The 11,942-nt window shown below is 62.2% G+C and carries 7 protein-coding genes and 3 pseudogenes; 7 read left to right on the top strand and 3 right to left on the bottom strand.

What is annotated here, in order from left to right:
* Positions 1 to 33 precede the first annotated feature (33 nt).
* Together CUR85_RS06630 and CUR85_RS06625 are read right to left on the bottom strand one after the other, a co-directional pair.
* The gene (locus CUR85_RS06630; RefSeq protein ID WP_067266806.1) at positions 34 to 546 is read right to left on the bottom strand and encodes a PepSY domain-containing protein; all 513 of its coding nucleotides are present in this window, start codon (positions 544 to 546) and stop codon (positions 34 to 36) included.
* 99 nt (positions 547 to 645) lie between these two features.
* A pseudogene (locus CUR85_RS06625) lies at positions 646 to 2,222 on the bottom strand (DUF5928 domain-containing protein).
* Positions 2,223 to 2,392: 170 nt separating this feature from the next.
* On the opposite strand from CUR85_RS06625, the gene CUR85_RS06620 reads away from it, so the two are divergent.
* From CUR85_RS06620 to CUR85_RS06595, 6 genes and pseudogenes are all read left to right on the top strand, one after another.
* A complete protein-coding gene (locus CUR85_RS06620) occupies positions 2,393 to 3,211 on the top strand; it encodes a sulfotransferase family protein (protein ID WP_067266810.1) in 819 nt (272 codons plus the stop codon).
* 47 nt (positions 3,212 to 3,258) lie between these two features.
* Positions 3,259 to 3,747: an SsrA-binding protein SmpB gene (gene smpB / locus CUR85_RS06615; protein WP_067266812.1), complete on the top strand. Its 489-nt coding sequence runs from the start codon at positions 3,259 to 3,261 to the stop codon at positions 3,745 to 3,747.
* A 307-nt stretch (positions 3,748 to 4,054) separates the two neighbouring features.
* On the top strand, positions 4,055 to 4,909 hold the full coding sequence (sseA, locus tag CUR85_RS06610; protein ID WP_067266820.1) for a 3-mercaptopyruvate sulfurtransferase: 855 nt from the start codon (positions 4,055 to 4,057) through the stop codon (positions 4,907 to 4,909).
* A gap of 33 nt (positions 4,910 to 4,942) precedes the next feature.
* Positions 4,943 to 6,124, top strand: a complete 1,182-nt coding sequence (locus CUR85_RS06605) for an amino acid aminotransferase (protein ID WP_067266822.1) — start codon at positions 4,943 to 4,945, stop codon at positions 6,122 to 6,124.
* Between the two features lie 215 nt (positions 6,125 to 6,339).
* Positions 6,340 to 6,957 (top strand): histidine kinase N-terminal 7TM domain-containing protein, encoded by a 618-nt coding sequence (locus tag CUR85_RS06600; protein WP_280322296.1) that lies wholly within the window; start codon positions 6,340 to 6,342, stop codon positions 6,955 to 6,957.
* Positions 6,873 to 8,038, top strand: a pseudogene (locus CUR85_RS06595) (sensor histidine kinase). Before CUR85_RS06600 ends, CUR85_RS06595 begins: the two are co-directional and overlap by 85 nt.
* Before the next feature lie 59 nt (positions 8,039 to 8,097).
* Here CUR85_RS06595 and CUR85_RS06590 read toward each other — a convergent pair.
* Entirely contained in the window at positions 8,098 to 9,405 is a 1,308-nt protein-coding gene (locus CUR85_RS06590; RefSeq protein WP_067266825.1) for an ammonium transporter, read from the bottom strand.
* A 271-nt stretch (positions 9,406 to 9,676) separates the two neighbouring features.
* On the opposite strand from CUR85_RS06590, the pseudogene CUR85_RS06585 reads away from it, so the two are divergent.
* Positions 9,677 to 11,925 (top strand): annotated as a pseudogene (locus CUR85_RS06585) (transglycosylase domain-containing protein).
* Positions 11,926 to 11,942 lie beyond the last annotated feature (17 nt).

Raw genomic sequence — 11,942 nt, 5'->3', positions numbered from 1 at the left:
GGCCGGTAGAGGCGGCCGCACCTTTGGCTGGGGTCAGTCGTCGGGGGTGATTTCGCCGGTGGTGGCGTCGATCAGCAGCTCGCGTTCGCCGGTGGCGTCGGTCAGTTCGACTTCATAAACCATGCGGTCATCTTCATCGTCGAGCGAGACTTCCTCGATCCATGTGCCGTCTTGGCCTTCCAGCTCGGTCAGTGCGGTCATCAGCACATCGCGGGCCGTGCCAGCGGCGCGCAATTCGTCCTCTTGGAAGAGGCCGCTGAGGAAGCTGGTGAGTTGCTCTTCGGACTGCTTCATTACATCGCCGGTGGCGGCATTGACGGTGACTTCGTACACGGATTCGCCGCGGACCAGGTCGATCTCATAGACCAGCGCGTCGCCTTCGGTTTCGATTTCGGCTTCCAGCACGCCGCCATCGATGCTGCTTTGTGCGGATTTGATGGCTTGGGACATGCTGATGCGCTCGGCCTCGGGGGCGGTCTCTTGCGCGAAGAGGGCTGCGGGGGCGAGCAGGAGCGATGTGGCGAGGGCGGTGAACTTACGTGTCATGGAAAACCTCTTGCGTTGTGGTGCGTCGGGCCGCGGGGCGGCGTTCTTGGTTCAACGCTTGGCGCGGAGGGCTGTTCCAGACGGTAGGGGCGGGCGGCGCTAATCTGCGAAGAGGCCTGCGGGCTGGACGATCGCGCGGGCCTCGCCTTCGGTCACCTTGAGGAAGTAGGCGAGGGCTGCGGCGTTGGTTTCGGGGGCGGCGTATTCGGAGAGGCGGCTGTAGTTTGCGAATTGGGCGTCGCGGATTTGGTCGACCTCATGCAGCATGTTCCCGCGGATCGTGGGGAGCAGGCGGGACAGGTTTTCTTGCGATGTTTGCGCGCCGCTCAGGCCGATGCGCCGCGCGTGGCCGCTGAGATAGGCGTCGGTCAGTTTGCATTCGACTTCGAGCATGCGCACCTGCGCGCGATCCGAGGCGAAATCGCGGAGCAGGTCGAGGTTCGACGTGTCGATGCAGACGATCAGCCGCGTGCTGTCGTAGTAGTCGTAGAGCATCCTCATCAGGGCGCGGCGGTGGCGGGTGCGTTTTTCCAGCGTGGTTTGAATGCCGCCGAGATCGGGCAGGGGGTGTCTTCTTCGTTGAAGAGGAAATCCACCGCCGGGAGGCCGGTTTGCTGGCGTATCCGTCCGACGAGCCGTTTTGCCACATGCCATTTCTTGGCGATGATGATCAGCAGTTCACGTTCGCGGCCAAGGCTGGATTCCCTCTCCCAAAAGCGGGGGGCGAAACGGCGGCCAATGCGGCCGCGCGCGGTGAGAAATTCGAATAGGTTGCGGCCTTCGTCGCTGATCTGGAAAGGCACGCCTTGCGCGGCGTAGAGCAGGCCGAGGCGGCGTTTGAGGTCCAGTGCCTCGGGGCTGATTTTGCGGGCGAAGAGGTGGTTCTGGCCGAGCAGCAGGTCATAGTGGTCATTGTAGAAGGTGACCGGCATGCCGTAGTCGGAAAACAGCAGGAAGGTCAGGCTCCGGTTGGCGATTTCGCCTTCGGGGACGAGGTGGCGCACGAGGGTTTGAAAGAAGGTCTCATCCGGGATCCACGTGCTGCGAAAAAAGCGGATGACATCGGGGCGTTCGCGGCTGAATGCCATCAGCGCCTCGACGGTGCGGCGGCGCAGGCACCACCATTGGCTGCCGATCTGCACCTGAAGGTCGGCAGGGATCTTGCGGGTCAGGCCGAGACGCTTTTGCGCCTCGAACATCGCATAAAAGCGTTTGCGCTGCGTGCGTTCGTTGAACCAATGGCGATAGATCAGCCGCTCTTCTTTCCAGCCGGTCTTGATCCAATCGCTTTCGAAGTAATCCACGCTTTCGATGAAATCCGCGTTATTTTCATCAAGGAACCGATGCGCGTATTCGGCGGATTTGATCGCCATGCAATCGCCCGAGAGCAGGTAGAAATGCGTGGCGCGCGGAAAGGCTTCCATCGCGGCGGTGAGCGTGTCGAGCGTGGCTTGCACCAGTGACCACTCGCCCCAGCCGCAGCGGATGCGTTTGCGCGGGAAGGCGACGTTGGGGTTGTCGCGCAGGGCCGCGGTGATCTGGGCGTAGTCTTCGGCGCTGGCGGAGGCGTCGAAATGGATCGCCATGTAATCGCCCACCGCGGTCAGCCGCTCGGCTTGCCGGATAATGGCCTCCGGATCCTTGTGGCACAGCAGGATATAGGCAATTTTCGCCATGCAGGATACCGAATGTCCTTGTCGCGGCCCGCTTGCATCGGCCTTTTGTCGTGGATCACCTTCCTAGTTAATCCTGAAGACCGATTGAATAAACAGCATTTCTTTGCTTTTTTGCACCGAGGTCTGACTGTTGCTCAAAACAGCCAACGCCAGCAGGAGGCAGGACGCGCATGGGTTTTCCCGGAACATGGATGACGGAAAGTGAGAGCATGGTGTACCGCGTGGTGCCAAAATGCGCCTGTTCGACCATTGGCCAGATCATGTATTATTCCGACCATGGCGAATTCTTTGACGGCGACATCCATGATGCCAAGTCGGGCATTCATAAATGGGCCTTGGATGGGTCGCAGGGGCCGATCACCGAGAATGTGACGGCGCGCAAATCCTATGCCTTTACCTGTGTGCGCAACCCTTACACGCGAATTCTGTCGTCTTTCTTTGACAAGATTTGCGGCATTCAGCGCAACGGGCGGCGCTATCGCGGCAATCTGGTGCCGCTGCTGGTGCAGAAATACGGGATAGACGTAGGCGGTGAGGACGGCAGGGAGGAGTTCGACCAGATCGCGAGTTTCCGGCGGTTCCTGCTGTTCGCCCGCGATACCATTCGTTGGCGGCGGCCAATGGACCCGGACATTCACTGGTCGGCGGTCTCGGGCCATGTCAGCACCTTTATCGTCAACGGCGGCACCTACGACCAGATCTTCTGGACCGAGCGGTTCAACGATGGGATGCAGCAGGTGCTCGATGCCGTGGACACGCCGCACCCCGTCGATCTGGCCGCGATCCCGCGCTTTAACGAGAGCGAGGGCCATGGGCCCAAGCGGGCGCATCCGGTCGAGGATTACTTTGACGATCTGTCGATGCATCTGATGCGCGAGATCTACAAACGCGACTTCGATCTGTTCAAATATGACTTCGACAACCCCGGCAATAAGCAACCCCTAGGGGAGATCGATTTGGATGAGGTGTACGCCAAGCTCGGTGACTGAGCGGCAGCATCTTGCACCGGGGCGGGGGGCGCTCTACATGCTTTGGCATGTCACAGGTCAAATCCAGTTCCAAATCCGATCCGAATTACAAGGTGATCGCCGAAAACCGCCGCGCGCGGTTTGATTACGCGATCGAAGAAGATATCGAATGCGGTATCATCCTTGAGGGATCCGAGGTGAAATCCCTACGCGAAGGCGGGGCGAATATCGCCGAGAGCTACGCCGCCGTGGAGGATGGCGAACTGTGGTTGGTGAACTCCTATGTGGCGCCCTACAAGCAGGCCAAGACCTTTCAACATGAGGAGCGCCGACGTCGGAAGCTTCTGGTGAGCCGCAAGCAGCTCGCTGACCTGTGGAACGCGACGCAACGCAAGGGCATGACGCTGGTGCCCTTGGTGATGTATTTCAACCATCGCGGCATGGCGAAGATCAAGATCGGCGTGGCCAAGGGTAAGAAGCTGCACGATAAGCGCGAGACGGCGGCCAAGCGCGATTGGTCGCGGCAGAAGCAGCGGTTGTTGAAAGATCACGGGTAAGACGCGCGGCAGGCCCGGAATCAAGCCGTAGGCGCCGGGCCATCGCCTGCCCGCCCATCACGCCAGAGGCGTGCCAGAATACACTAGGCGCACCTTTGGTGCGACCGGGCTGGCGATTTGGTGAAGCGGGCGCCTCCTTGACGGCACACATCAAAGTTGAACCATAAAGTGGTGCCAACAGCCCGTAGCATCGCCACCCCACGGGCAGGGGATGGCCCTCCTTACACCTCTCACCGCCCCCCTTCCACTTGCCAGCATCCCCTGCCGGTTATAGGCATGGGCAACGCCCGCGACGAAGGAGGCCCCCATGGCCGACGATCCCAAGACATTGGTGTCAACCGATTGGTTGGCTCAGCATCTGAAAGACCCGGACCTGCGCATCCTTGATGCCTCGTGGTATCTGCCCGACGCCGGGCGCGATCCGAAGGCGGAGTATGACGCCGCGCACATCCCCGGCGCGCGCTTTTTCGACATCGACGATATCTCTGACGCGCGCTCAGACCTGCCGCATATGGCTCCGCCGATCGAGAAATTCATGTCGCGGCTGCGCGCCATGGGTGTGGGTGACGGGCATCAGGTGGTGGTCTACGATGGCGCAGGCCTGATGTCGGCGGCCCGGGTCTGGTGGCTGTTCCGCCTGATGGGGCAAGAGAATGTCGCCGTGCTGGATGGCGGGTTGCCCAAATGGCAGGCCGAGGGGCGCGAGACTGAAGATATGCCGCCTGTCCCGCGCGACCGCCATATGACCGTGCGTTTCCAGAACCAATTGGTGCGCGACGTGACACAGGTGGCCCATGCCTCCAAACTCGGCGATCCGCAGATCGTCGACGCCCGTGCCGCAGCACGTTTCCGCGGCGATGCGCCTGAACCGCGCGAGGGGCTGCGCGCAGGCCATATTCCCGGCGCGCGTAACGTGCCCTTCACCGAATTGCTCAACGACGACAAGACGATGAAGACCCCCGAAGAGACCCGCGCCATTTTCGAGGCGGCGGGCGTGGACCTGTCGAAACCCGTCATCACCTCCTGCGGCTCGGGCATCACCGCCGCCGTGCTGGCGCTGGCGCTGGAGCGGCTGGGCCACCGCAAATGGTCGCTCTACGATGGCTCATGGGCGGAATGGGGCATGTTCCCCACCGTGCCCGTGGCCACCGGCGCGGCTTAACCTTTTACCGTTACCTTCCAACCGGAGAACCCAATGTTCGAGACGCTCAAGGCGCAACCCGCCGATAAGATCCTCGCCCTTGTACAGGCCTACCGCGAAGACCCGCGCGACACGAAGATCGACCTCGGCGTCGGTGTCTACAAAGACGCCAGCGGCAACACCCCGGTGATGCGCGCCGTCAAAGCCGCCGAACAGCGCATCTGGGAAAACCAAGACACCAAGGTCTACACCGGTCTGGCGGGTGATCCGACCTATACCAATGCGATGGCTGCGCTCGTTCTAGGCGATGCCGTGCCGCGCGGCGCGATTGCCGCTGCCGCCACCCCCGGTGGCACCGGTGCTGTGCGTCAGGCCTTTGAACTGGTGCGCATGGCCAACCCCGAAGCGCGGGTTTTCGTCTCTGATCCGACATGGCCGAACCACCTGTCGATCCTGTCCTATCTGGGCATGGAAGTGGTGAACTACCGCTATTTCGACAGCGCGACCGGCGGCGTGAACTTCGACGGCATGATCGAAGACCTCAAGACCGCCAAGAAAGGCGATGTGGTCCTGCTGCACGGCTGCTGCCACAACCCCACGGGCGCGAACCTCAACAGCGCGGAGTGGGACGCGGTGATCGAAGTGCTGCAAAGCACCGGTGCCGTGCCGATGATCGACATCGCCTATCAGGGATTTGGCGACGGGTTGGAGGCGGATGCCGCTGCGACGCGCAAAGTGGCCGCCTCGGTGCCTGAGTGCCTGATCGCGGCAAGCTGCTCTAAGAACTTCGGCATCTACCGCGAACGGACCGGCATTCTGATGCTGGTGGCTGCCGAGGCGGCGCAGGGGCTGAACCAAGCCACTTTGGCCTTTCTCAACCGCCAGAACTACAGCTTCCCGCCCGATCACGGCGCGCGGATCGTGTCGACCATCCTGACCGATGACGAGCTCAAGGCCGATTGGATGGCCGAGCTTGAGGATGTTCGCAACGCCATGCTGGGTCTGCGTGAGCAACTGGCGGGTGAGTTGCAGAAACTTTCCGGATCGGACCGCTTTGGCTTCCTTGCCCAGCACCGGGGCATGTTCTCGCGGCTTGGCACCACGCCGGATAAGGTCGACGCGCTGCGCGAAAAACATGGCATCTATATGGTTGGCGACAGCCGTATGAACATTGCCGGACTGAACCAGAACAGCGTGCCCATCCTTGCCCGTGCGATCATCGACGTCGGCATCTAATCGCGCTCCGGGCCGCGCATGTCGCGGCCCGATCAGCCTTCGATTGTTGCGGAACAATCGCCCTATGCCTCTATTCTGGCCTCTTTTAATCAAAACTTGGTCGAAATGGCATGTTTGGATAGCTTGAGTGAAAACTCAGGGTCGGGCCAATTTTAGAATCATTCTTACATTGCATCCGCTTGGATGTGAGCTTGCCAGCGGTAGAGCTGGTAATCGTGACAGCCACGCTTGTCACCGTGTTGGGCTATTGGGTGCGCGGGCATAGCAGTCTGCCCGGTAAACATTGGTTTTTGCTGGCCATTCTGGCCATGGATTTCTGGCTTTTGTCGGTCGGGGTCGAGCTTTCCGCCACCTCTGCCGCCTGCGCATTTGGGGTCAGCCGTTGGGCGTGGATCGGCTTCGTGCTGCTGCCGACCTTCTGGGCTTTCTTCCTCTATGAGTATGCGCTCGGGGCCAAGGTGCCGCGATGGCTCGTGCCGCTTTGCGCGGGGCTTGCGCCTGCGCTGATCACCCTCGCCGCGGTGACGAGCGGTTGGCATGAGAAGTTCTATGGCCCCGAAACCAAGTGGTTGCTGAGCGCAGAGGGGGCCTATGTCCAATCCGACCACGGCCCGCTGTTCTTCATCGCGATCACCTATCTTTACATGGTCATCATGGCGGCGGCGGTCGTGGCGGGGCGGGCGGTGCGTTCGGCAAACCCGGCGGTGCGCAGCTTTTTCCTCAAGCTTTTTGCCGCGACGCTGATCCCATGGTGGCCAATCTGGCCTATATCTTGGGCGGCATCACCCTGTTCAACACCGACCCGACGCCTTTCTCATTCGCGCTTTCGCTGACGCTGGTGGTCTGGCTGGTGGCCGATAACCGCTGGATCGACGTGAACGCAATCGCGCGCGAGCTGTTGTTCTACAACAGCACCGATCCGGTTTTTGTGGTCGACCCGAGCGGCGCTGCGATTGAGACCAATCCAGCCGCCGCCGACCTCTTGCGTCGGGAGGCCGACCCCGAGGCCCCGCTGAGCGCCTTTGGGGAGTTGGGGCCGATCATCCGCTATCTCGCGGCCCATGGCAGCCTGCCCGATGTGACCGATATCCAATTGGGCCACCGCCATTTCGCCGTGCGCGCCCATGCGATTTCTCTGGGTGCGGGGCAGAAACAGGTGGGCTGGGCCGTGGCGCTTTTGGATGTGACCGTGCAGAAGATCGCCGCCGAAAAGGCCATCGCCGCCGAACAGATGCAGGCGCAGTTCCTCGCTACGGTCAGCCATGAGCTGCGCACCCCGCTGACGGTCATCAACGGCGCGCTTGGCCTGTTGTTGCAGGGCGGGGCCAAGGTGAGTGATGCGCAAAAGGCGCGTCTGCTGGCAAAGGCCGCGGGCAGCTCCGAGACGCTGACGACTTTGGTCAATGATCTGATCGACACCCAAAGCCTCAGCAGTGCCGAGTTCAGCATCGACCTGCAGCCTGCCGCTCTCGCCCCGCTGGTGCAAAAGGCCGTGGCCCGGGCGGAGAGCCTGCAACCGGAGAAGGATATCCGCTTCCGCTGCGAGATGCCCAAGGCGGTGCTGACGGTCCAAGCCGATGCAGAGCGGTTGGGGCAGGTCTTTGGCAACGTGCTGTCGAATGCGGTGAAATTCTCTGCCCCGGGCGGGCAGGTGGAGGTCAGCCTACAGCAGTCCGAAGGCATGGCGCATGTGCAGGTCAGCGACAGCGGCTGTGGCATCCCCCGGGCGCGGAAGAGCAGGTCTTTGCGCCCTTTTCGCAGGTCGACGGCTCCGACACCAAGGTCGCCTATGGCAGCGGTCTGGGGATGCATATCACCCGGCAGATTTTGGACCGGCACGGCGGCAGCATCCGCTATGTCAGCGCCCCGGGTGTCGGCACGACCTTTACCATTTCTTTACCCCTAGTGGCCTAACGCAAACCGCCCGGCCATTGCGGGCCGGGCGGTCAATTGTTTGACGATGTCGCTGGGGCTTAGCCCTTGGCGAACTCGGGGTAGGCTTCCATCCCCAGTTCGGACATGTCCAGACCGGTGATCTCGGCCTCTTCGCTGACGCGGATGCCACCGGCGGCTTTCAGGATCAGCCAGACAACGAAGCTGACGATGAAGACAAAGAGGCCAACCGCGGCGAAGCCGATGATCTGTGTGACGAAGGATGTACCTTCGGTATAGACCGGCACGACCAGCGTGCCCCAGAAACCGGCGATCAGGTGAACCGGGATCGCGCCGACCACGTCGTCGATCTTGAACTTGTCGAGCATCGGCACGGTCAGCACCACGATGACACCACCCACGGCACCGATCCAAAGCGCACCAAACAGCGTCGGGTCAAGCGGCCCTGCGGTGATCGAGACGAGACCGGCCAGCGCGCCGTTCAGCACCATGGTCAGGTCGACTTTCTTGTACATCACCTGCGTCAGGATCAGCGCGGCGACGGCACCGGCGGCAGCGGCCATGTTGGTGTTGGCAAAGATCTGCGCCACGGCGTCCACGTCTTCGATGGTGCCCATGGCAAGCTGCGACGCACCGTTAAAGCCGAACCAGCCCATCCACAGGATGAACGTGCCCAAAGTGGCGAGCGCAAGGTTGGAACCCGGCATCGGCACAACGCGGCCATCCTTGCCGTATTTACCCAAACGCGGCCCCAGAACGATGGCCCCGGCGAGGGCGGCGAAACCACCAGCGGCGTGCACGAGGGTCGAGCCGGCGAAGTCGCTGAAGCCCATGGCGGAAAGGAAACCGCCGCCCCACTGCCACGACGCTTCGATCGGGTAGATGAAGCCGGTCAGCACGACCACGAAGATCAGGAAGGGCCACAGCTTGATCCGCTCGGCCAGCGCACCCGACACGATGGAGGCGGTGGTGGCGCAGAACATCAGCTGAAAGAAGAAGTCGGAGGCGTTGGAATAGCCGCCTGCGTCGATCTCGGTCTTGATGTCCTTGGTCGCGAAGGTGCCAAAGACGCCTTCCATGATCCAATTGCCGTCACCGGGATACATGATGTTATAGCCCACCAGCCAATACATGACCGCGGCAAGCGCAAAGAGGCCCATGTTCTTGGTCAGCTGCGTGGTGACGTTCTTGGAACGCACCAGCCCCGCCTCCAGCATGGCGAAACCCGCCGCCATCCAGAAGACGAGGAAGCCGCCGATCAGGAAAAGCAGGGTGTTGAAGATGAAGGTCGTATCCGCCAGCGTCGCGTATTCCGCGTCCTGTGCCAGCGCCAGCCCGGGCAGGGCGCTGACCGCCGCTGCGAGGGGAAGTATTAAGATGGGTTTCATATGGTCGTTTCCTGTCTGCGGGTCCGAATGCGTGCTTACCGAAGCGGGCGGCTGCCCGTGCAGCATGAGAAAACCGGATATCGGACACTCTTGGACAGGTTTGCCTGCCATATTTGCGCCATTGCGTGGCAGTGCCGCCTAAAAAGCGGGCGCAGGCTGGAATCTGCCTATAAATTAATCAGACATTTGACGCCGATTGGACCTTGCAGCGCTAAACAAACCGCTGCAGTCAGGCTAAAGTGGCGAAAAATAGGGCCGAGCAGGCGATATTATGACCGACAAGAACAAGCGCAAACGCCCTTTGGTGGCCGACAAGCGGTATCCCGGTAAGGCCAAACCCAAGGCCAAGACCGCGGCGCGAAGCAAGCCGGCCACGCGCAAGGCCGCGCCCGCCCGCCGCAAAGCCGCCCGTCCCAAACGCCCCCGGCGCGGCGGTATCCTCGGCTTTTTTGCGGGGTGGCCCGTTGGATTTGGCGGCTGATCTGGACCATCACATGGCGGGTGAGCCTTGTGATCTTCCTCGTGCTCGCCTTGGCCGTTGGCTATATCTACACCACGATCCCGCCGCTCGAAGCGCTGCTGGATGGCCGCGCGCGTGGCTCTGTCACCATGCTCGACCGTGAGGGAGAGGTCTTTGCTTGGCGCGGCGACCAGTTTGGCGGCGTGGTCTCGGCGGAATCGGTCTCCAAACATCTGCGAAACGCGGTCATCGCCACCGAGGACAAGCGATTCTATCGCCATCTGGGCGTCAGCCCGCGGGGCATCGCCTCGGCTGTGCGCATCAACCTGAGCGAGGGGCGCGGGCCGCTTTCCGGCCACGGCGGTTCGACCATCACCCAGCAGACAGCCAAACTGCTCTGTCTGGGCGAGCCCTATGACCCCAGCAGTGGCATGACGGAAAAGGAATATGAGGCGGAATGCCGTCGTTCGTCCTTGGGCCGCAAAGCCAAGGAAGCGCTCTTTGCCATCGCGATGGAGCTGAAATACACTAAGAACGACATCCTCTCGATCTACCTTAACCGCGCCTATATGGGCGGCGGTGCCTTCGGGGCAGAGGCCGCGGCGCAGCGGTTCTTTGGCAAGCCCGCAGCGGCCCTCTCGCCCGCCGAAGGCGCGATGCTGGCCGGTCTTCTGACCGCGCCCACGACGCTTTCGCCCACCAACAATCTGGACCGGTCGCAAAGCCGCGCCGCCACGGTGATCCGCCTGATGGAAGAGCAGGGCTATCTCTCTGCCGCCGAGGCTGATGAGGCCATCGCCAACCCCGCGCAACTGTCCGAGGCGGCAGAGGCCGAGGCGGGCGGTTACTTTGCCGACTGGGTCATGTCTTCGGGGCCGGAGTTCTTTACCCGCAACACCACCGAAGACGTGATCATCAAGACCACCCTTGATCAGCGCATCCAACGCGCGGCTGAGGAGGGTTTGAAATGGGTGTTTGAGAATAAGGTCCGCGAAGGCTCCAAGGCGCAGGCGGCGATCGTGGTGATGTCCTCCGATGGCGCGGTGCGTGCGCTTGTGGGCGGACGCAAGACCAAGGTCGCGGGCGCCTTCAACCGCGCCACGCAGGCGATGCGTCAGACCGGCTCGGCCTTCAAACCCTTCATCTATGCCGCGGCGCTTGATCTGGGCTATTCACCCGATGACATCATCGTGGATGAGCCCTATTGCCTGAACATTCCCGGCTCGGGGCAATGGTGCCCCAAAAACTACACCAAGAGTTTCAAGGGGCCGGTGACCCTGACCGAGGCGCTGAAAAGCTCGCTGAACATTCCGGCGGTAAAAGTCTCGGAAAGCGTGGGCCGCGAAACGGTGAGTTCGGTCGCCACCCAGTTCGGCATCAAAAGCGATCTGGCCGCCGGTCCGGCGCTGGCGCTTGGCGCATCGGAGAGCACCCTGCTTGAAATGACCGGCGCCTATGCCGGTATCCTCAACGGCGGCTCATCGGTGACGCCCTACGGGTTGGTCGACCTGCGCCTTCTGGGCGAGACGGAGCCGCTGATGGGCACCGGCGGTGGCATCAACGAACGTGTGATCCAAGAAGATGCCGCGCGCCAGTTGGTCTATATGATGGAAAAGGTGATCTCCGAAGGGACCGGCCAGCGCGCCAAGTTTGGCGGGCGGCAACTGGCGGGCAAGACCGGCACCACCTCGGCCAATAAGGATGCTTGGTTTGTGGGCTTCTCGGCGGATTATGTGGCCGGGGTCTGGATGGGCTATGACGACAATACGCCGCTTACCGGGGTCACGGGCGGCGGCCTGCCCGCAGAGATCTGGCGCGAAACCATGAGCCGCGTGCATGAGGGGATGCCCCTCAAGGAGTTGCCGATGCAGGCGCCCGCCCCGCCCAGCAACCTGAGCGAGGCACAGCCCGAACCGCAGCCACAGCCGCAACCCCAAGGCGGTGGCAACCAAGGCGGCGGCGCGGACAATGTGATCGACAGGGTTCTGCGCGATATCTTTGGCGGCGGCAGCAGCGGCAGCGGGGCCAGCGCGCCCGCGCCGAACTTCCTTGACCGCTGAGGCGGTCGGGGACGGGC

Source organism: Sulfitobacter faviae (assembly GCF_029870955.1).
Classification (GTDB): domain Bacteria; phylum Pseudomonadota; class Alphaproteobacteria; order Rhodobacterales; family Rhodobacteraceae; genus Sulfitobacter; species Sulfitobacter faviae.
The sequence above is the reverse complement of the archived record's forward strand: the minus strand, read 5'-3'. Positions and strand labels throughout refer to the sequence as shown.

Coding starts and splice junctions, on each gene's coding strand:
- CUR85_RS06630 (WP_067266806.1), bottom strand. CDS start 546: ATGACACGTAAGTTCACCGCCCTCGCCACATCGCTCCTGCTCGCCCCC.
- CUR85_RS06620 (WP_067266810.1), top strand. CDS start 2,393: ATGGGTTTTCCCGGAACATGGATGACGGAAAGTGAGAGCATGGTGTAC.
- smpB (WP_067266812.1), top strand. CDS start 3,259: ATGTCACAGGTCAAATCCAGTTCCAAATCCGATCCGAATTACAAGGTG.
- sseA (WP_067266820.1), top strand. CDS start 4,055: ATGGCCGACGATCCCAAGACATTGGTGTCAACCGATTGGTTGGCTCAG.
- CUR85_RS06605 (WP_067266822.1), top strand. CDS start 4,943: ATGTTCGAGACGCTCAAGGCGCAACCCGCCGATAAGATCCTCGCCCTT.
- CUR85_RS06590 (WP_067266825.1), bottom strand. CDS start 9,405: ATGAAACCCATCTTAATACTTCCCCTCGCAGCGGCGGTCAGCGCCCTG.